This window comes from Pseudomonas sp. 300 (assembly GCF_055803035.1).
Window position 1 is genome coordinate 472,204 of the sequence record NZ_JAVLRV010000003.1, and the last position, 20,639, is coordinate 492,842.

Sequence of the window (20,639 nt, forward strand, 5' to 3'; positions counted from 1 at the left end):
ATGTCGACTGATAATCCGCTATCGCGAGCAGGCTCGCTCCCACATTCGTTCGTCGTCAGCTCCCGACCTCTAAGATCGGCTGCTGACTGCTGCCAAAGCTCAAATACTCAACCAGCTCCGTCAACGGCAACGGCTTGCTGATCAGATAGCCTTGCACCTGATCGCAACCAAATCCGCGCAACAGATCCAGCTGCTCCGGCGTTTCCACGCCCTCGGCGACCACTTCCAGATTGAGGTTGTGCGCCAGGTTGATCATCGCGTGCACCAGTTTGCGATTCTCTTCGCGCCCTTCCATTCCGCCGACGAAACTCTTGTCGACCTTCAGCAAGGCAATCGGCAGGCTGTTGAGGTGCACGAAGGACGAAAACCCGGTGCCGAAGTCGTCGAGAGAGAAGCGCACGCCCAGACGCCCAAGGGCATCCATGGTCTGCTTCACCAGATCACTGCGGCGCATGACGGCGGTTTCGGTCAGTTCGAATTCCAGCCATTGCGCCTCGACGCCACGTTCCGCAATCAGCCGGCTCAGGGTCGAAAGCAACTGGCTGTCCTGAAACTGCCGGAACGACAGGTTGATCGCCATGTGCAACGCCGGCAAACCCAGCTCGCGCAGCGCCTGCATGTCGCGCAGTGCACGGGAAATCACCCAGTAACCGAGCGGCACGATCAAACCGCTTTGCTCGGCCAGTGGCACAAACTCGCTTGGCGGCAGCAAGCCACGTTCTGCGTGGCGCCAGCGCACCAGGGCTTCGAGGCCGACAATCTTGCCGTCTTCCAGGTTCAGGCGTGGCTGGTAATGCAGTTCCAGCTCATCGCGACGCAACGCCCGGCGCAACTCGCTTTCGAGGTCGGCCATGCTGCGGGCATTGCGGTTGATGCGTTCGTTGAAGATGTGAAAGGTGCAGCCTTGGGTGCTCTTGGCCTGCTGCATGGCGATGTGCGCGTGCCACATCAGCGGGTCGGCGCCGGCTTGGGCGCGGGCGTGGGCAATGCCCAGGCTGGAACCGATCAACAGGCTTTCGCCGTCGACCCAATAAGGCTCGGCCAACGCCTCGGTGATGCGTTCGGCCATCCACTCGGCACGTTGCGGCGCGCGGCGGGTGTCGATCAGCAGGGCGAACTCATCGCTGCCCAGCCGCGCCAGTTGATCGCCGGCCTCGAGCTGGCTTTTCAGGCGCGCGACCACTTGCAGGATCAACCGATCGCCGGCCTGATGGCCGAGGGCGTCGTTGGCGTGGCGGAAGTTGTCGAGGTCGAGGTGACCGAGGGCCAGGCCGCGCCCCTCGTTTTCTGCCAGGCGCGCAGCCAGCAAGGTCTGGAAACCCTGGCGGTTGGCGATGCCGGTCAGCGGGTCTTGCTCGGCCAGGCGCTGCAGGGTGTTTTCCAGTACGCCGCGCTCGCGCACATGGCGCAGGCAACGGCGCAACATGCCAGGGTCGAGATGATCGCGCACCAGCCAGTCGCTCACGCCATCGGGCGGCAACAGCGGCTCTTGTTCGAGCAGCAACACCGTTGGCAAATTGCAACGGCCGGGCGCCGGCTGAAGGGCCGGGATCGTCAACAACACCGCGCTGCGGTTGTCATCGAACAGAGTGCTGACCGATTCCCAGCTTGGAGCGCTGATGAGCACGGCCGAGCTCCCCATCGGAGCCAGACACTCGCGCAACAACGCTGCCCACGCTGGCTCTTCAGCCAGTAGCAGCAAACGCAAGGGTTCGACAGGCGTAGACAAGCTAGCTCCCTAGACTCTGCAATGATGTAGGCGGCGGGCATTATGCCGTGCCGATAACCAATGACCAAATGACATCAGTTATCAAACGAGGCTTTTGTATCCGGAATTACGAACATTAGACGCAAACTCATCGCGCATCCTGCGTGAAAGTAACAAAACCGGCAAATATAGATAGCGTATTGCGTCACAAGTCGGAGAGAGCAGCACAATTCGCTGAGCCTGTTAAAATGCCGGCCCATTTCGCAAACGACTCCCTGATTTCGTATGTCCCGACTCAATCCCCGGCAGCAAGAAGCCGTGAGCTACGTCGGCGGCCCTCTTTTGGTGCTCGCCGGTGCAGGCTCCGGCAAGACCAGCGTGATCACGCGCAAGATCGCGCACTTGATCCAGAACTGCGGCATCCGCGCCCAGTACATCGTCGCCATGACCTTTACCAACAAGGCCGCGCGCGAGATGAAGGAACGGGTCGGCACCCTGCTCAAAGGCGGCGAAGGTCGTGGCCTGACGGTGTGCACTTTCCACAATCTGGGTCTGAACATCATCCGCAAGGAACACGCGCGGCTGGGCTACAAACCGGGCTTCTCGATTTTCGACGAGACCGATGTCAAAGCCCTGATGACCGACATCATGCAAAAGGAATACGCCGGCGACGACGGCGTCGACGAGATCAAGAACATGATCGGCTCGTGGAAAAACGACCTGATCCTGCCGGCCGAAGCTCTGGAAAACGCACGCAACCCCAAGGAACAGACCGCCGCCATCGTCTACACCCACTACCAGCGCACGCTCAAGGCGTTCAACGCGGTGGACTTCGACGACCTGATCCTGCTGCCGGTGAAGCTGTTCCAGGAACACGCCGACATCCTCGAAAAGTGGCAGAACAAAGTCCGCTACCTGCTGGTGGACGAATACCAGGACACCAACGCCAGCCAGTATTTGCTGGTGAAGTTGCTGATCGGCACGCGCAACCAGTTCACCGTGGTGGGCGACGACGACCAGTCGATCTACGCCTGGCGCGGCGCCCGCCCGGAAAACCTGATGCTGCTCAAGGACGATTACCCGTCCCTGAAAGTCGTCATGCTGGAGCAGAACTATCGCTCCACCAGCCGCATCCTGCGCTGCGCCAACGTGCTGATCTCGAACAACCCGCATGAGTTCGAAAAACAGCTGTGGAGCGAGATGGGCCACGGCGACGAAATCCGCGTGATTCGCTGCCGCAACGAGGACGCCGAAGCCGAGCGCGTGGCCGTGGAGTTGCTGACCCTGCATTTGCGTACCGACCGGCCCTACAGCGATTTCGCAATTCTGTATCGCGGTAACTACCAGGCCAAGCTGATCGAGCTGAAGCTGCAGCACCACCAGATTCCGTATCGATTGTCGGGCGGCAACAGCTTTTTCGGACGTCAGGAAGTCAAAGACCTGATGGCCTACTTCCGCCTGATCGTGAACCCGGATGACGACAATGCCTTCCTGCGGGTAATCAACGTCCCACGCCGGGAGATCGGTTCGACCACCCTGGAAAAGCTCGGCAACTACGCCACCGAACGCAAGATCTCGATGTACGCCGCCACCGACGAAATCGGTCTGGGCGAACACCTGGATGCGCGCTTCACCGATCGCCTGTCGCGCTTCAAGCGTTTCATGGACAAGGTTCGCGAACAGTGCGCCGGCGAAGATCCGATCTCGGCGCTGCGCAGCATGGTCATGGACATCGACTACGAGAACTGGCTGCGCACCAACAGCTCCAGCGACAAGGCCGCCGACTACCGCATGGGTAACGTCTGGTTCCTGATCGAGGCGTTGAAAAACACCCTGGAGAAAGACGAAGAAGGCGAGATGACCGTCGAGGACGCCATCGGCAAACTCGTCCTGCGCGACATGCTGGAACGTCAGCAGGAAGAGGAAGATGGCGCCGAAGGCGTGCAGATGATGACCTTGCATGCCTCCAAGGGTCTGGAATTCCCCTACGTGTTCATCATGGGCATGGAAGAGGAAATCCTCCCGCACCGTTCCAGCATCGAAGCCGACACCATCGAAGAAGAACGCCGCCTGGCCTACGTCGGAATTACCCGCGCGCGTCAGACACTGGCCTTCACCTTCGCCGCCAAGCGTAAGCAATACGGCGAGATCATCGACTGCGCACCGAGCCGCTTCCTCGATGAACTGCCGCCGGACGACCTGGCTTGGGAAGGCACCGATGACACGCCGGTTGAAGTCAAAGCCGTTCGCGGCAACACCGCACTGGCGGATATACGGGCGATGCTAAAGCGCTAGAATTGAGCACTTTTCAACCAAACACTTTTTGACAAGCTAGGCGCACACGGCGCCAGTAGAGGATCGCTTCATGGAAGCACTGCACCAGAAAATTCGCGAACAAGGCATCGTGCTTTCCGATCAGGTCCTGAAGGTCGACGCCTTTTTGAACCACCAGATCGACCCGGCGCTGATGAAATTGATCGGCGACGAGTTCGCTGCGCTGTTCAAGGACTCGGGCATCACCAAGATCGTCACCATCGAAGCTTCGGGCATCGCCCCAGCGATCATGACCGGTCTGAACCTCGGCGTGCCGGTGATCTTTGCGCGCAAGCATCAGTCCCTGACCCTGACCGAAAACCTGCTGTCGGCGACCGTTTACTCGTTCACCAAGCAGACCGAGAGCACGGTGGCGATCTCCCCGCGCCACCTGACCAGCAGCGACCGCGTGCTGATCATCGATGACTTTTTGGCCAACGGTAAGGCGTCCCAAGCACTGATCTCGATCATCAAGCAGGCCGGCGCGACCGTGGCCGGTTTGGGGATCGTGATCGAGAAGTCGTTCCAGGGTGGGCGTGCGGAACTGGATGCGCAGGGTTATCGGGTTGAGTCGCTGGCTCGGGTGCAGTCGCTGAAGGATGGCGTTGTAACCTTCATCAAGTAATCCGCAACACCGCATTCCCCCTGTGGGAGCCAGCCTGCTGGCGATGGCGTCGTGTCAGTCAAAATCTTCATGACTGACAGACAGCCATCGCCAGCAGGCTGGCTCCCACAGTTGGTTATGCGTTAGGCGTTATTGCGCGGTGGCTTTCAGGCCGGCGAGCAACAACCGCTGAAATAAATCCTCTTTCAGGCCTTCCGGATTGCTCAGCTGCATCCGCTCCAGATGCTCGGGAAACGCCGAAGCCTCTGGCGCATCCAGCGCAGCCTTGCCCAACTCCAGAATCTCCGTCAGCTTGAACTTGCTCTTCAGCCAGTTCAGCGCCCGCAACAGGTCCCGCTCTTCAGCCGTGAAATCACTCCCCAGCGGATACTCCGGAAACAACTGCGGATGCCCGGCCTGAATCGCCTGCAAGCGTTCCGGGCGGTTGTCGGCAAAGCGCGGATCGAGGCGGAAATTCTTCGGTAGTTTCCCGGCGCTCTGCGCCTGTTCGATCAACCCCGACTGGAAACGCGAATCGCTGATGTTGAGCAACGCCTCGATCACCGCCGCGTCCGTCTTGCCGCGTAAATCAGCGACGCCGTATTCGGTGACGACGATGTCGCGCAGATGCCGCGGGATCGTGCAATGGCCGTACTGCCAGACGATGTTGGAACTGACCTCCCCGCCCGCCTCGCGCCAGCTGCGCAGCAGCAGAATCGAACGCGCGCCCTCCAGCGCATGGCCCTGGGCGACGAAGTTGTACTGCCCGCCGACACCGCTGAGCACCCGCCCGTCTTCGAGCTGATCGGCCACGCCGGCGCCAAGCAACGTCATGGTAAACACGGTGTTGATGAATCGCGCATCCAGGCGTTGCAAGCGTTTGAGTTCTTCCTGGCCGTAGAGCTCGTTGATGTAGCTGATGTGGGTCATGTTGAATTCGAGCCGCTTGCTCTGCGGCAGCTCGCGCAGGCGTTCATAAAAGCTGCGCGGCCCGAGGAAAAATCCGCCGTGCACCGAAATGCCGTCAGTCTGCGCGGCCTCGTCCAGCGTGCCGGCATTCGCCTGCTGCTGAGTGGCCACATCCGGGTAGACCTTGCGCCGCAGGATCCCGGCATCGGCCAGCACCAACAAGCCGTTGACGAACATTTCACTGCAACCGTACAGGCCTTTGGCGAAGGGTTCGATGCCGCCCTCGCGGTCGATCAACTGCGCCCATTGGCTGAGATTGATCTCCGCCAGTAAGGCCTTGTAACCGGCATTGTCGGCCTGCCGCGCCAGCAACGCCGCCGTCAGCGCATCGCCCATGGCACCGATGCCGATCTGCAAGGTGCCGCCATCACGAACCAGGGCGCTGGCGTGTAATCCGATGAAATGGTCCTGGAAACCCACCGGCATGTTCGGCGTCGAGAACAGCGTGGTGTTGTCTTTCTCGTCGACCAGCAGGTCGAAAGTGTCGATGCCGATTTCGGCATCACCGGGCATGTACGGCAAGTCGTTGTGCACCTGGCCCACGAGCAAGACTGTCTGCCCCGCTGCCCTGCGCTTGGCGATCATCGGGAACAGGTCGAGGGTGATGTCCGGGTTGCAGCTCAGGCTCAGGCGATCCGGGTGTTCGGAGTGGCTGGCCACCAGTTGCGCGACCAGGTTCAAACCGGCCGCGTAGATGTCCCGCGCGGCGTGGCTGTAGTTGCTGCTGACGTAATCCTGCTGAGCCGATTCGCTGTGAAGCAGGCTGCCGGGTTGCATGAAAAACTGCTGAACATGGATGTTGGGCGGCAGGTTGTCCTTGTGCAGACCCGCGAGGAAATCCAGCTCCGGGTAGTCGCCGAACACTCGCTCGATGAAGGGCTCAAGGAAGCGCTTCTGCAAACCGTCGCCCAATGCAGGACGGCCCAGGCACAGCGCGGTATAGATCGTCAGCTGCCGTTCGGGCAGTTGCGCCACGCGTTGATACAGCGCGTTGACGAAGTGGTTGGGTTTGCCCAGACCGAGGGGCAGGCCCATGTGGATATGCGCCGGCAACCGTGCCAGCACCTCATCGACCGCTTGCTCGATAGAACACAGCTGCACCATCTGATCCTCCCGTACTTTCCGTGAATTGGGGTTGGACCGAGCTTGCCGGGTCTTTGCTGCAATGAACAGTCTCGGACGTTAAATCGCGGGCACAAAAAAGCCGCTCGAAAGCGGCTTTTTCGCGAAAGATGCAGGCGCTTTACAGGCCGGACATCTCTTTGATTGCGCCTTTCAGCTCGTCGTCGGAGCAGTCGGCGCAGGTGCCCTTAGGCGGCATCGAGTTGATACCGGTAATGGCTTTGGCCAGGATGCCGTCGAGGCCGCCCTGGTGATCGGCGCGTTCTTTCCAGGCAGCCTTGTCACCGATTTTCGGCGCGCCCAGCAGGCCGGTTCCGTGGCACGCATTGCAATGTTTAGCAACAACGTCTTTCGGTGCCTTGGCACCACCGCCGCCAGAAGCGGCAGCCACTTCCATACCCTTGCACTCTTGACCTGTCACACAGACCTGGCCGACTGGCTCAAGGCGTTTGGCAATATCGTCGTTGGTCGCAGCTTGAGCGCTGACAGCCCATAGGGCCAATACGGTTGCTGGTGCAGCCAGCATTTTCATAATTAGGTTCACGCGTTCACCCTCAATGGTGGCTAGTCACGCCTACGGCCACGGTTCGCAGGCGGGCGCAAGTATAGCGGTAAGCCCGCCGCACTGAAACAACCCCAAAGTCGAAGGGGTCTTGTTGCGCCGCGGAAAAAACCTTCGGGTGCCGCTGCCGTGCTGGCAGGACGCCTCTTCTCTTAGAAATTCGCGGGTGTGGCTGCGCTGATTAGTCGCGCCGGCGCATCGAACGGATTACGGAAACGGTGCGGCTTGGTACTTTCAAAGTAGTAGCTATCGCCCGCTTCGAGCACAAATGTTTCAAGCCCGACCACCAGTTCAAGCCGACCCTCCACCAAAATCCCGGTTTCCTCACCTTCGTGGGTGAGCATCTCGTCACCGGTATCGGCGCCAGGCGGATAGATTTCATTGAGGAAAGCGATAGCGCGGCTCGGGTGCGCCCGGCCGACCAGCTTCATGGTCACGGCACCATCGGAAATATCGATCAGCTCGTTGGCCTTGTAGACGATCTGAGTCGGTCTTTCCTCCAGGATTTCTTCGGAAAAAAACTCGACCATGGACATGGGAATCCCGCCCAGAACCTTGCGCAGCGAACTGATCGAGGGACTGACGCTATTCTTCTCGATCATCGAAATGGTGCTGTTGGTGACGCCCGCGCGTTTGGCGAGTTCACGCTGCGAAAGACCTTTGAGCTTACGGATGGATTGCAGTCGTTCACCGACGTCCAATGCTGGAGCCTCCAGGGATTCAGGTTGTAGGAATATTGAGCGTTATCATGGCGACAGCGTTCAGTATTTACAACACTTTGGCCTGAATCCTGTTCGGCGAGGCGACTTCTGGTGCGCAGCGTTTTGGCCTAGGCCCCGGAATAGAGCAGCGGCACCCGGCGCAGGTTGCAGAAGAGCTGGTAAGGAATCGTGTCCGCGGCCGTCGCAACGTCGCTGGCGAGGATGTTTTTACCCCACAATTCCACGGTCGACCCCAGACCTGCTTGCGGCACGTCAGTCAAATCGATGCAAAGCATGTCCATCGACACCCGGCCGATCAACTGGCTGCGCTGACCGGCGACCAACACCGGCGTACCGGTCGGTGCGTGACGCGGATAGCCATCGGCATAACCCATGGCCACCACGCCAACGCGCATCGGCTTCTGGGTGATGAATTTGGCGCCGTAACCGATCGGCTCACCGGCCGGCAGCTCACGCACGCAAATCACTTTCGATTCCAGGGTCATCACCGGTTGCAAGCGCGACGCCGTGGCATTGGCGTCCTCGAACGGCGTGGCGCCGTAGAGCATGATGCCCGGACGAACCCAGTCGCTCGGAATCTGCGGCCAACCGAGCACTGCCGGCGAGTTGCGCAGACTGACCTCGGCCGCCAAACCCTGACGCGCCGCTTCAAACACTGCCACCTGCTCGGCGCTGGCCTGGCTGTGCAGCTCATCGGCGCGGGCGAAATGGCTCATCAGCACCACTTTCGCCACCTTGCCGCTGGCCAGCAGCCGGTGATAGCCCGCCTGGTAATCCTTTGGATGCAGACCGACCCGGTGCATGCCCGAATCAAGTTTGAGCCAGACCGTGATCGGCTTGCTCAGCGCGGCTTTTTCGATGGCTTCGAGTTGCCACAGCGAATGCACCACGCACCAGAAATCGTGCTCGACGATCAGCGCCAGTTCATCGGCTTCGAAAAAGCCTTCCAGCAACAACACCGGCGCCCGAATGCCCGCGGCGCGCAGCTCCAACGCTTCTTCAATGCAGGCCACGGCAAACCCGTCCGCGTCGGCTTCCAGCGCCTGGGCGCAACGTACCGCGCCATGGCCGTAGGCATCGGCCTTGATCACCGCGAGGGCCTTGGCCCCGGTGAGTTCACGGGCGATCTGGAAATTGTGGCGCAGGGCTTGAAGGTCGATCAGGGCACGGGCTGGACGCATGGCGGCAGGGCTTCTAGGCGGTCATGGGAATAAAAACCGGCGCTGGCTGACGACGTTAACCGCCAACAGCACCGGGAGAGGGATCTTTCTGACGGGCTTACGGCAGAGCGGCTACAACCGAGAGCTCGATCAGGATTTCCGGTTCGCACAACTTCGATTCAACCGTCGCACGGGCCGGGGCGACGCCTTTGGGCAGCCACTTGTCCCACACCGCGTTCATGCCTTCGAAGTGCGCGTCGATGTCCTTCAGGTAAATCGTTACCGACAGCAAATGGTGCTTGTCGGTACCCGCCAGATCGAGCAAACGCTCGATATTGGCGAGGGTTTCGCGAGTCTGCTGTTCAATCCCGGCGTTCATGTCATCGCCGACCTGCCCTGCCAGATACACCGTACCGTTGTGAGCGACGATCTGACTCATACGCTCATTGGTGAGCTGGCGCTGGATTGCCATGTTTTGCGGACTCCTGGATTTTGCTGCCATAACGGGAAATATCGAGGCCTTCGGCGCTGATCTGCGGCGTTTTCTTCGCCATCAGGTCGGCCAGCAAACGGCCGGAACCGCACGCCATAGTCCAGCCGAGCGTACCGTGCCCGGTGTTCAGGAACAGGTTGCTGAACGGCGTTGCGCCAACGATTGGCGTACCGTCCGGGGTGGTCGGACGCAGACCGGTCCAGAAACTCGCCTGGGCCAGATCGCCGCCCTGAGGATAAAGGTCGTTGACGATCATCTCCAGGGTTTCGCGCCGACGCGGGTTCAACGACAAGTCAAAACCGGCTATCTCAGCCATGCCGCCAACGCGGATGCGGTTGTCGAAACGGGTGATCGCGACCTTGTAGGTCTCGTCGAGAATGGTCGACGTCGGGGCCATCGCCGGGTTGGTGATCGGCACGGTCAGGGAGTAGCCCTTGAGCGGATACACCGGAGCCTTGATGCCCAGCGGCTTGAGCAGTTGCGGCGAGTAGCTGCCGAGTGCCAACACGTAGCGGTCCGCGGTTTCCAGCTTGCCGTCGATCCACACACCGTTGATGCGATCACCGGCATAGTCGAGGCGCTGAATGTCCTGGCCAAAGCGGAATTCCACACCCAGCTTCACAGCCATTTCGGCCAGTCGAACGGTGAACATCTGGCAATCGCCGGTCTGGTCGTTCGGCAGGCGCAGGGCACCGGCAAGGATGTCGGTAACGTTGGCTAGCGCCGGTTCAACGCGGGCAATGCCGGCGCGATCGAGCAATTCGAACGGCACACCGGACTCTTTCAGCACGGCGATGTCTTTCGCGGCGCCGTCGAGCTGAGCCTGGGTGCGGAACAGTTGCGTGGTACCAAGGCTGCGACCTTCGTAGGCAATGCCGGTTTCAGCGCGCAATTCGTCGAGGCAGTCGCGGCTGTATTCGGACAGACGGACCATGCGCTCCTTGTTCACCGCGTAACGGCTGGCGGTGCAGTTGCGCAGCATCTGCGCCATCCACAGGTATTGGTCGATGTCGGCGGTGGCCTTGATCGCCAGCGGTGCGTGGCGCTGCAACAGCCACTTGATGGCCTTGAGCGGCACACCCGGTGCGGCCCACGGCGAGGCATACCCCGGCGATACCTGCCCGGCGTTGGCGAAACTGGTCTCCATGGCCGCAGCCGGCTGACGGTCCACCACCACCACTTCGAACCCGGCACGCGCCAGATAATAAGCACTGGTGGTACCGATGACGCCGCTACCCAAGACCATAACGCGCATTTTCATATCCCTCATCGCGGCGTGCCGCTGACGTTTGTAGTTCAGACCGTAGATGTGGGCAGTTTAAAAAAGATTAGCCAGTGCATTTCACTATATAAGCACCTATATTTGGCGACAATTCTCGGCAAAAACGCTTTTCACGGAGGCGCATCCCCTATGCGTACCAACACTCAGACCAAACGTGAGCTGGACAAGATCGACCGCAACATCCTGCGGATCCTGCAAGCGGACGGGCGTATCTCATTCACCGAGCTCGGGGAAAAGGTCGGGCTCTCGACCACGCCCTGCACCGAGCGGGTCCGGCGCCTGGAGCGCGAAGGGATCATCATGGGCTACAACGCCCGGCTCAACCCGCAGCACCTCAAGGGTAGTCTGCTGGTGTTCGTCGAGATCAGCCTCGACTACAAATCCGGCGATACTTTCGAAGAGTTCCGACGCGCGGTGCTGAAACTGCCCCATGTGCTGGAATGCCATTTGGTGTCAGGGGATTTCGACTACCTGGTAAAGGCGCGGATTTCCGAGATGGCCTCGTACCGCAAGCTGCTGGGCGACATTCTGCTCAAGCTGCCGCATGTGCGGGAATCCAAGAGCTATATCGTGATGGAAGAGGTGAAGGAGAGTTTGAGTTTGCCGATTCCGGATTGAGATTTGCGGTACCTGTTCGGCCCCATCGCTAGCAGGCTAGCTCCCACAGTTGATCTTCAGCGGACACAAGTTTGGTGTGCGACACGGACCCATTGTGGGAGCTAGCCTGCTAGCTATTACAGGCGACTCGGTCTTCCCTCAGACGAGGACCTGCCGGGTCGACGCCATGTACTCATGAATCTGCTTCTCCACCCGAGGATGAATCAACTCCACCGGCCCCCGCCCATTCGGGCAAGGCAGCGTCTTGGTCGTACCAAACAACCGACAAATCAGCGGCCGCTCGTCATACACCGTACAGCCGTTTGGCCCAAGGTGCACACAGTTGAGTTCGTCCATCGCCGCATCCTGCTCGGCGCGGGTCTTGCGCGGCAGGCGGGACATTTCTTCGGGCGAAGTGGTCACCGGTCCACAGCAGTCATGGCAGCCGGGCACGCACTCGAACGAGGGAATCTGTTGGCGAAGCGTGCGAATTTTCTGACTGTTGCAGCTCATCGAAACGGTGACCCAAAGCGGAATAGAGCGGGATTCTGACGCAAAAGTGTCGATCCAGACAGCTACAACCGACCAGTGTTGCCCGCGCCGGAAGGTCCGGCTTATGCTCCGTCAAATTTTCTAAACACAAAAATCAGGATGACGCGCATGAATGCCCGTGCTCAGCACACTGCCTCGTATTACGCCGCCAGCAGCCTGCCGCAGCCCGATCATCCGGTGTTGCAAGGCGAACTGATGGCCGACGTGTGCGTGGTCGGCGGCGGGTTTTCCGGGCTGAACACCGCCCTTGAGCTGGCAGAACGCGGCCTCAGCGTGGTGCTACTCGAAGCGCACAAGATTGGCTGGGGCGCCAGCGGCCGCAACGGCGGGCAGCTGATTCGTGGCGTCGGCCATGGGCTCGATCAATTCACCCACGTGATCGGCGCGGACGGTGTGCGTCAGATGAAACTCATGGGCCTGGAAGCGGTGGAAATCGTCCGACAGCGGGTCGAGCGTTTTCAGATCCCTTGCGACCTGACGTGGGGGTACTGCGATCTCGCCAACAAACCCCGCGACCTGGAAGGCTTCGCCGAAGACGCCGAAGAACTGCGCAGCCTCGGCTACCGCTACGAAACCCGTTTGCTGCAAGCCCATGAAATGCACTCGGTGGTGGGTTCCGACCGCTACGTTGGCGGCTTGATCGACATGGGCTCAGGGCATCTGCACCCTCTCAACCTGGCCTTGGGCGAAGCGGCTGCCGCGCAGGAATTGGGCGCGCAGTTGTTCGAACAATCGGCGGTAACCCGCATCGATTACGGCCCTGAGGTCAAAGTTCACACAGCCCGCGGGTCGGTGCGCGCGAAGTCGCTCGTGCTGGGATGCAACGCCTACCTCAACCAGCTCAACCCCGAACTCAGCGGCAAGGTGTTGCCCGCCGGCAGCTACATCATCGCCACCGAACCCTTGAGCGAAGAACAGGCGCACAAACTGCTGCCACAGAACATGGCGGTGTGTGATCAGCGGGTGGCGCTGGATTACTACCGGCTCTCGGCGGATCGTCGCTTGCTGTTCGGCGGTGCCTGCCATTATTCAGGTCGCGACCCCAAGGATATCGCCGCGTACATGCGGCCGAAGATGCTGGAGGTTTTCCCGCAACTGGGCGGGGTAAAAATCGATTATCAATGGGGCGGGATGATCGGTATCGGCGCCAACCGCCTGCCGCAGATCGGCCGGCTCAAAGATCAACCGAACGTGTATTACGCCCAGGCTTACTCAGGTCACGGGGTGAATGCCACCCACCTGGCGGGCAAGCTGCTGGCCGAGGCGATCAGTGGCCAGCAGGGTGGCGGGTTCGATCTGTTTGCGAAGGTGCAGCACATCACCTTCCCCGGCGGGAAGCATTTGCGCTCGCCGTTGTTGGCGTTGGGGATGTTGTGGCATCGGATGAAGGAATTGATCTAAAGGTTACTCATGTTCTTTCGGCCCTCATCGCGATCAAGCCCGCTCTCACAGCGGTCGCGGGTGCTCACAAAAACTATGCTCACCGCAAACCCTGTGGCAGCGGGCTTGCCCGCAAAGATACCGCAAATCTCAAATCCGCCAGAAAGGCTTCAACCCCTCCTCCCTGGCCTGCTCAAGACTCAACCCGACATCCTTCAACTGCTCAGGCGTCAGCTCCAGCAACGCCTTGCGCGTGTGCAGACGATGCCAGAACAGACCCCAACGACTCAGGCTGGACGGCGCGTTGCGCATGATCACTTCCCGCGCACCGTTGATTTGCCCTGCCGCCAGTTCCTGACTGCGTAACGTCAGCCGCACATCGCTCAAGCCGTTCATTTTGATTGCTCCTGTTTACTTGGGTAGCCAGAGCTTTCATGATGCGTGGACGGCAAAAAGCATTACAGATTCAACTTGGAAGTATTAACTCCATACAGATTTCGCGTTTTAGCCTCTGAATCTCAATTTTTTGCCTGATCTGTACTGGTTAACCGAATCATCCACATCGAGACTGCGCCATGACCCTTTACGTCAACCTCGCCGAATTGCTGGGCACGCGGATCGAACAGGGCTTCTATCGCCCCGGTGACCGGCTGCCGTCGGTGCGGGCGTTGAGCGTCGAACACGGGGTCAGCCTGAGCACGGTGCAGCAGGCCTATCGGGTGCTGGAAGACAGCGGCCTGGCGATGCCGAAACCCAAGTCCGGCTATTTCGTCCCGGTGAGTCGCGACCTGCCGGAGTTGCCAGCGATTGGCCGGCCGGCCCAACGGCCGGTAGATATCTCGCAGTGGGATCAGGTGCTGGAACTGATACGTGCGGTGCCACGCAAGGATGTGGTGCAACTGGGTCGCGGCATGCCGGACATCACCACGCCGACCATGAAACCGTTGCTGCGCAACCTCGCGCGTATCAGCCGACGGCAGGACATGCCCGGTCTGTATTACGACAACATCCACGGCACCCTCGAACTGCGTGAGCAAATCGCCCGCCTGATGCTCGATTCCGGGTGCCAGTTGACCGCCAACGACCTGGTGATCACCACCGGCTGCCACGAAGCGCTGTCCACCAGCATTCGCTCCATCTGCGAGCCGGGTGACATCGTCGCCGTGGATTCGCCAAGCTTTCACGGCGCCATGCAGACACTCAAGGGCCTGAACATGAAGGCCCTGGAAATCCCCACCGACCCACTGACCGGGATCAGCCTCGATGCGCTGGAACTGGCCTTGGAACAATGGCCGATCAAGGCCATACAGTTGACCCCAAACTGCAACAACCCGCTGGGCTACATCATGCCGGAGTCGCGTAAACGCGCGTTGTTGACGCTCGCCCAGCGTTTCGACGTGGCGATCATCGAAGACGATGTGTATGGCGAACTGGCCTACAACTACCCGCGACCGCGCACGATCAAATCCTTCGACGAAGACGGCCGCGTCCTGCTCTGCAGTTCGTTCTCCAAAACGCTGGCGCCCGGCCTGCGTATCGGTTGGGTTGCACCGGGCCGCTATCTGGAACGGGTGCTGCACATGAAATACATCAGCACCGGCAGTACCGCGCCGCAACCGCAGATTGCCATCGCCGAATTCCTCAAGGCCGGTCATTTCGAGCCTCATTTGCGGCGGGTGCGCACACAATATCAACGCAATCGCGACATGATGATTGATTGGGTCACCCGCTATTTCCCCGCTGGCACTCGCGCCAGTCGCCCGCAAGGCAGTTTCATGCTCTGGGTCGAACTGCCCGATGGCTTCGACACCCTGAAACTGAACCGTGCCTTGCACGACCAAGGCGTACAGATTGCCGTCGGCAGCATCTTTTCTGCCTCGGGCAAATACCGTAACTGTCTGCGAATGAACTACGCTGCCAAACCAACGGCACAGATCGAAGAGGCGGTGCGCAAGGTCGGCGCCGCGGCAATCAAACTGCTGGCGGAAAATGACACCTTCACTGACTGACTTTTAACGGGATTTCAGCGTCCATATGCCGACACCCGCCGCCAATCGGAACGATCCCACGTGAGAGTCAGACAGCCCCTGCTCGCTCTTCTGCTACTCGCCTCGTTCCTGGGCGGTTGCGCCAGCTTCGACGTTCAACGCGAACCGAGCCAGGCGTTGCCCGCCAGCGACTCGGCATTCGGTCGATCAATCCAGGCCCAGGCCGCGCCCCACGAGGGCAAGTCCGGTTTTCGCCTGCTGTCAAATAGCGGCGAAGCCTTCATGGCCCGTGCCGAGTTGATCCGCAACGCCCAAAGCAGCCTCGACTTGCAGTATTACATCGTCCACGACGGCATCAGCACGCGCATGCTGGTGGAGGAACTGCTCAAGGCCGCCGACCGTGGCGTGCGCGTGAGAATCCTGCTCGACGACACCACCAGCGACGGCCTCGACTGGATCATCGCCACCCTGGCGGCGCACCCGAAAATTCAGATCCGCCTGTTCAACCCGCTGCACCTGGGCCGGGCCACAGGCGTGACTCGCACCATGGGCCGGCTGTTGAACCTGTCGCTGCAACACCGGCGCATGCACAACAAATTGTGGCTGGCGGACAACAGCGCAGCCATTGTCGGCGGCCGTAATCTGGGGGACGAATATTTCGATGCCGAGCCCAACCTGAACTTCACCGACATCGACATGCTGGGCGTCGGCCCGGTCGCCGAGCAGCTTGGCCACAGCTTCGACCAGTACTGGAACAGTGCGCTGAGCAAGCCGATCGATGAATTCCTGTCGAGCAAACCGACGCAAAAGGACCTGCAAAATACCCGCACGCGCCTGGAAGAGTCATTGGAAGAGACGCGCAAGCAGAATCACGCGCTGTATCAGCAGCTGATGACTTACACCACCAACCCGCGCATGGACATCTGGCGCCGGGAGCTGATCTGGGCCTGGAACCAGGCGTTGTGGGACGCACCGAGCAAGGTCTTGTCGGATGGCGAGCCTGACCCGCACTTGCTGCTGACCACGCAGTTGGCGCCTGAGCTGACCGGGGTCAGCAAAGAATTGATCATGATCTCGGCTTACTTTGTACCTGGCCAGCCAGGGCTGGTTTACCTCACTGGCCGCGCCGATGCCGGGGTCTCTGTCAGCCTGCTGACCAACTCGCTGGAAGCCACCGACGTCCCCGCGGTGCACGGCGGTTACGCGCCCTATCGCCGGGCACTGCTGGAACATGGCGTGAAGTTGTACGAATTGCGTCGCCAGCCCGGCGAAGGCGGCGGCAGCGGGCCGCATCTTTTCTACAGCAAGTCGTTCCGGGGCTCCGATTCCAGCCTGCACAGCAAAGCGATGATCTTCGACCAGCAGAAATCCTTCATCGGCTCGTTCAACTTCGACCCGCGCTCAGTGCTGTGGAACACCGAAGTCGGGGTGCTGGTGGACAGCCCCGAACTCGCCGCGCATGTGCGCAAAGCGGCCATGGAGGGTATGGCGCCGCCCGTGAGCTATCAGGTGAAACTGGAAAATGACCGGATCGTCTGGGTGACCGAGGATGACGGCAAACTGCACACGCTGACCAAGGAACCGGGCAGCTGGTGGCGCCAGTTCAATGCATGGATGAGTACTGCTATCGGCCTGGAGCGAATGCTCTGACAGACAACAACCCCCTGTGGGAGCGAGCCTGCTCGCGAAGGCGTCGTGCCAGCCACCACAGATGCTGAATGACACACCGCTATCGCGAGCAGGCTCGCTCCCACAGGTTTTAGGCAGGCTCGGCAACCGTGCCGAACGCACCTTGGCGCATCAACAGAATCACCAAACCAAACGCCCCTGCCGCCATCAGCAACGGCAACGCATGCCCGCTGATCCACTGGCTTCCCGCGCCGGCGGCCAGCGGTCCGACCAGACAACCGATCCCCCACAGTTGCGCAATATGCGCATTGGCCCGCACCAGCGCATCGTCGCGGTAACGTTCGCCGATGAGGATCAGTGACAAGGTGAACAAGCCCCCCGCACTGGCGCCGAACAGCACCCATAACGGCCAGATCAGCAACGTGTCGATCAGCAACGGAATCGCCAGGCTCGACAGCATCAGCACCACAGCACAACCGGTAAACAGCGTACGTCGCGACAAACGATCCGCCAGCGCGCCAATCGGCAGTTGCAGCAAGGCATCACCGACTACCACCGTACTGACCATCGCCAACGCGATTTCCGTGGTAAAGCCCTGGCGCAAGCAATAGACCGGCAGCAAGGTCAGGATCATTGCCTCGAACGCCGCGAACAGCGCCACGCCCCAGGCAATCGCCGGCAAGCCTCGGCAGAAGCCCCACAAGTCGCTGAAGGTCACGCTGCAGGCTTCACTGGTCGGTGCACCGCTGCGGCCGAGCAACAGGAACGGTGCCGCCGTGAGCAAGCCGACGCCGACCCAGAATCCATAATCGTGATCTGTGCCCAAAACGCCTAGCAGCAAAGGCCCGGCCAACTGACTCAGCGCATAGCTGCTGCCATACAGCGCCACCAGACGTCCGCGCCATTGCTCGACCACCAACTGGTTGATCCAGCTTTCACCGAGGATGAAGACGAGCGTCAGGATGACCCCAATCATCAGCCGCAGCACTAGCCACACCGGATAGCTCGGCAGCAGGGCCAGCAAACCGATGGATACCGCACCGGCCCACAGGCACAAACGCATCAGATTGGCCGTGCCGAGTCGCGCCGCCAGATGGCTGGAGATTTTCGCCCCCAGCAGCACGCCAATCGCCGGCATCGCGGCCATTACACCGATGGCAAACGAGCCATAACCCCAGCCTTCCAGGCGAAAAGACACCAGCGGCATACTGACGCCCAGGGCCAGACCGACACTCAAGACAGACGCCAACACGGCGAAATAAGTCGCCCAACGCATGTTCCACGCTCCTGTGGATATCTTTATGTACAACACAAAACACTGTGGGAGCGAGCCTGCTCGCGATGACGGAGCAACATTCAACATTTTCGTCGACTGTTACACCGCTATCGCGAGCAGGCTCGCTCCCACAAGGGATCTGCGTCGTTCGGGAGGCCTGTTACTTATAGGCCTCCCTTAACGGCTTACAACTTGATCCAGGTCGCCTTCAGCTCGGTGTACTTGTCGAACGCGTGCAGCGATTTGTCACGGCCGTTGCCCGACTGCTTGAAGCCGCCGAACGGTGCGGTCATGTCGCCGCCATCGTACTGATTCACCCACACGCTACCGGCACGCAGCGCACGGGCCGTCAGGTGAGCTTTCGAGATGTCCTTGGTCCACACCGCGGCGGCCAAGCCGTAAGGCGTGTCGTTGGCAATCGCGACGGCTTCTTCGGCGGTATCGAAAGCAATGACCGACAGGACCGGGCCAAAGATTTCTTCCTGAGCGATTTTCATCGCGTTGCTGACACCATCGAAAATCGTCGGTTCAACGTAAGTGCCACCGGTTTCCTGCAGCGTGCGCTTGCCGCCAGCGACCAGTTTGGCGCCATCGGCGTGACCGGATTCGATGTAGGACAGCACGGTATTCATCTGCTGGGTGTCCACCAGCGCGCCGACGTTGGTCGCCGGGTCCAGCGGGTTGCCTGGCTTCCAGGTTTTAAGGGCTTCGATCACCAGCGGCAGGAATGTGTCCTTGATCGAACGTTCGACCAGCAGACGCGAACCGGCGGTGCAGACTTCGCCCTGGTTGAAGGCGATAGCGCCGGCTGCTGCTTCAGCGGCAGCTTGCAGGTCTGGCGCGTCGGCGAACACGATGTTCGGGCTCTTGCCGCCGGCTTCGAGCCAGACGCGCTTCATGTTCGATTCGCCGGAGTAGATCAGCAGTTGCTTGGCGATCTTGGTCGAACCGGTGAACACCAGGGTGTCGACATCGTTGTGCAGGGCCAGGGCCTTGCCGACGGTGTGACCGTAGCCCGGCAGCACGTTCAGCACGCCTTTCGGGATGCCGGCTTCAACGGCCAGCGCAGCGATACGGATGGCGGTCAGCGGCGATTTTTCCGACGGCTTGAGGATCACCGAGTTACCGGTGGACAGCGCCGGGCCGAGTTTCCAGCAGGCCATCATCAGCGGGAAGTTCCACGGCACGATCGCGCCGACGACGCCCACCGGCTCGCGGGTCACCAGACCCAGTTGATCGTGCGGGGTCGCGGCGACTTCGTCGTAGATTTTGTCGATGGCTTCGCCGCTCCAGCTCAGGGCTTGCGCCGCGCCAGGAACGTCGATGTACAGGGAATCGCTGATTGGCTTGCCCATGTCGAGGGTTTCAAGCAGGGCCAGCTCTTCGGCGTGCTGTTTCAGCAAACCGGCGAAACGGATCATGGTGGCTTTGCGTTTGGTCGGCGCCAGGCGCGACCAGACGCCGGAATTGAACGTAGCGCGAGCGTTTTCAACAGCGCGCTGGGCGTCGGCGGCGTCACAGCTGGCAATCTTGCCCAGCAGACGGCCATCGACCGGGCTGATGCACTCGAAGGTCTCGCTGGAGACGGCATCGGTGTATTCGCCATTGATGTAGGCACGGCCTTCGATCTTCAGATCGCGAGCCCGTTGTTCCCAATCGGCACGAGTCAGGGTGGTCATTCGAGTGTCCTCCTCTTATTGAATACGAGCGCCCCGCGTTCTTCGCGGACGTCCCCAGGAATTCTGCCCGGCCAGCCTGCATTTCGGCTCAAGGCAACCGCCACCCTAAACCAGTGGCCGGGGTTGTTTCAATATATTTGACATAAGGTCGGTAAACAGCCTTGCGGTGTTCATTTTAATAAACATAGACTTTGGGCTTTCCAGCCACTCGCGCCGCAATCACGGGGGATAACAACAATGAGCATCCAGAACATCGTCGACTTCAGCCAGGCCACCACCGAGCCCGAGCGTTACAGACCAGACCAGGCGAAAATCTTGAAAGGCGACCCCGAGCAGGTGGTTTACAACCACTACAACAGCCCGTGCGGTCAGTTGAATGCGGGCGTATGGGAAGGCGCGGTTGGCCAGTGGCTGGTGAACTTCACCGAACATGAATACTGCGAAATCGTTCAGGGTGTTTCAGTGCTGCGCGACAACGATGGCAACAGCAAGACTGTGCGCGCGGGTGATCGCTTTGTGATCCCGGCGGGGTTCAGAGGCACTTGGGAGGTGCTGGAGACTTGCCGCAAGATCTATGTGGCGTTTGAACAGAAGGCCTGAGGA

The 20,639-nt window shown here is 60.4% G+C and carries 18 protein-coding genes; 7 read left to right on the top strand and 11 right to left on the bottom strand.

Translation table 11 applies throughout. The annotated features are described in order from the left end of the window. Positions 1–55: 55 nt before the first annotated feature. Positions 56–1,729: a putative bifunctional diguanylate cyclase/phosphodiesterase gene (locus Q7W83_RS27575; protein WP_150631363.1), complete on the bottom strand. Its 1,674-nt coding sequence runs from the start codon at positions 1,727–1,729 to the stop codon at positions 56–58. A 264-nt stretch (positions 1,730–1,993) separates the two neighbouring features. Between Q7W83_RS27575 and rep the strand changes: the two genes are divergently transcribed. Next, positions 1,994–4,003 (top strand): DNA helicase Rep, encoded by a 2,010-nt coding sequence (gene rep / locus Q7W83_RS27580; RefSeq protein ID WP_150631362.1) that lies wholly within the window; start codon positions 1,994–1,996, stop codon positions 4,001–4,003. A 70-nt stretch (positions 4,004–4,073) separates the two neighbouring features. Further along, positions 4,074–4,646: a xanthine phosphoribosyltransferase gene (locus Q7W83_RS27585; protein ID WP_150631361.1), complete on the top strand. Its 573-nt coding sequence runs from the start codon at positions 4,074–4,076 to the stop codon at positions 4,644–4,646. A 129-nt stretch (positions 4,647–4,775) separates the two neighbouring features. Here Q7W83_RS27585 and Q7W83_RS27590 read toward each other — a convergent pair whose 3' ends face one another. The 6 genes from Q7W83_RS27590 to dadA all read right to left on the bottom strand — a co-directional run bounded on the left by Q7W83_RS27590 (position 4,776) and on the right by dadA (position 10,908). After that, the gene (locus Q7W83_RS27590; RefSeq protein ID WP_150653920.1) at positions 4,776–6,698 is read right to left on the bottom strand and encodes an acetyl-CoA hydrolase/transferase C-terminal domain-containing protein; all 1,923 of its coding nucleotides are present in this window, start codon (positions 6,696–6,698) and stop codon (positions 4,776–4,778) included. A gap of 139 nt (positions 6,699–6,837) precedes the next feature. Continuing rightward, the gene (locus Q7W83_RS27595; RefSeq protein WP_150631432.1) at positions 6,838–7,248 is read right to left on the bottom strand and encodes a c-type cytochrome; all 411 of its coding nucleotides are present in this window, start codon (positions 7,246–7,248) and stop codon (positions 6,838–6,840) included. Positions 7,249–7,430: 182 nt separating this feature from the next. Continuing rightward, positions 7,431–7,979 carry a cupin domain-containing protein gene (locus tag Q7W83_RS27600; RefSeq protein ID WP_150631359.1) on the bottom strand — a complete coding sequence of 183 codons (549 nt, stop codon included), beginning with the start codon at positions 7,977–7,979 and terminating at the stop codon, positions 7,431–7,433. A 128-nt stretch (positions 7,980–8,107) separates the two neighbouring features. Then, positions 8,108–9,181 (bottom strand): alanine racemase, encoded by a 1,074-nt coding sequence (alr, locus tag Q7W83_RS27605; protein ID WP_473658144.1) that lies wholly within the window; start codon positions 9,179–9,181, stop codon positions 8,108–8,110. Positions 9,182–9,278: 97 nt separating this feature from the next. Then, complete coding sequence (locus tag Q7W83_RS27610; protein WP_150638138.1) at positions 9,279–9,632, bottom strand: RidA family protein; 354 nt, start codon at positions 9,630–9,632, stop codon at positions 9,279–9,281. Next, positions 9,604–10,908: a D-amino acid dehydrogenase gene (gene dadA, locus Q7W83_RS27615; protein ID WP_150631356.1), complete on the bottom strand. Its 1,305-nt coding sequence runs from the start codon at positions 10,906–10,908 to the stop codon at positions 9,604–9,606. The genes Q7W83_RS27610 and dadA overlap by 29 nt, the downstream gene beginning before the upstream one ends. 156 nt (positions 10,909–11,064) lie before the next feature. On the opposite strand from dadA, the gene Q7W83_RS27620 reads away from it, so the two are divergent. Next, the gene (locus Q7W83_RS27620; protein ID WP_003177284.1) at positions 11,065–11,553 is read left to right on the top strand and encodes an Lrp/AsnC ligand binding domain-containing protein; all 489 of its coding nucleotides are present in this window, start codon (positions 11,065–11,067) and stop codon (positions 11,551–11,553) included. Between the two features lie 138 nt (positions 11,554–11,691). On the opposite strand, the gene Q7W83_RS27625 is transcribed toward Q7W83_RS27620, so the two are convergent. After that, a complete protein-coding gene (locus Q7W83_RS27625; RefSeq protein WP_007947437.1) occupies positions 11,692–12,045 on the bottom strand; it encodes a YkgJ family cysteine cluster protein in 354 nt (117 codons plus the stop codon). A gap of 147 nt (positions 12,046–12,192) precedes the next feature. On the opposite strand from Q7W83_RS27625, the gene Q7W83_RS27630 reads away from it, so the two are divergent. Beyond that, positions 12,193–13,485, top strand: coding sequence for an NAD(P)/FAD-dependent oxidoreductase (locus Q7W83_RS27630; RefSeq protein WP_150631355.1), 1,293 nt, complete (start codon positions 12,193–12,195; stop codon positions 13,483–13,485). A 129-nt stretch (positions 13,486–13,614) separates the two neighbouring features. On the opposite strand, the gene Q7W83_RS27635 is transcribed toward Q7W83_RS27630, so the two are convergent. After that, positions 13,615–13,860 (bottom strand): DUF1127 domain-containing protein, encoded by a 246-nt coding sequence (locus Q7W83_RS27635; RefSeq protein WP_150631354.1) that lies wholly within the window; start codon positions 13,858–13,860, stop codon positions 13,615–13,617. Between the two features lie 179 nt (positions 13,861–14,039). Between Q7W83_RS27635 and Q7W83_RS27640 the strand changes: the two genes are divergently transcribed. Then, positions 14,040–15,473 carry an aminotransferase-like domain-containing protein gene (locus Q7W83_RS27640; RefSeq protein ID WP_150631353.1) on the top strand — a complete coding sequence of 478 codons (1,434 nt, stop codon included), beginning with the start codon at positions 14,040–14,042 and terminating at the stop codon, positions 15,471–15,473. Between the two features lie 60 nt (positions 15,474–15,533). Next, positions 15,534–17,102 (top strand): phospholipase D family protein, encoded by a 1,569-nt coding sequence (locus tag Q7W83_RS27645; protein WP_150653918.1) that lies wholly within the window; start codon positions 15,534–15,536, stop codon positions 17,100–17,102. A 109-nt stretch (positions 17,103–17,211) separates the two neighbouring features. Here Q7W83_RS27645 and Q7W83_RS27650 read toward each other — a convergent pair whose 3' ends face one another. Together Q7W83_RS27650 and Q7W83_RS27655 are read right to left on the bottom strand one after the other, a co-directional pair. Beyond that, positions 17,212–18,357, bottom strand: coding sequence for an MFS transporter (locus Q7W83_RS27650; protein WP_150653917.1), 1,146 nt, complete (start codon positions 18,355–18,357; stop codon positions 17,212–17,214). A 185-nt stretch (positions 18,358–18,542) separates the two neighbouring features. Next, positions 18,543–20,036, bottom strand: coding sequence for an aldehyde dehydrogenase (locus tag Q7W83_RS27655; RefSeq protein ID WP_150631349.1), 1,494 nt, complete (start codon positions 20,034–20,036; stop codon positions 18,543–18,545). A gap of 237 nt (positions 20,037–20,273) precedes the next feature. Between Q7W83_RS27655 and Q7W83_RS27660 the strand changes: the two genes are divergently transcribed. Continuing rightward, on the top strand, positions 20,274–20,636 hold the full coding sequence (locus tag Q7W83_RS27660; protein ID WP_150631348.1) for a cupin domain-containing protein: 363 nt from the start codon (positions 20,274–20,276) through the stop codon (positions 20,634–20,636). Positions 20,637–20,639: the final 3 nt, after the last annotated feature.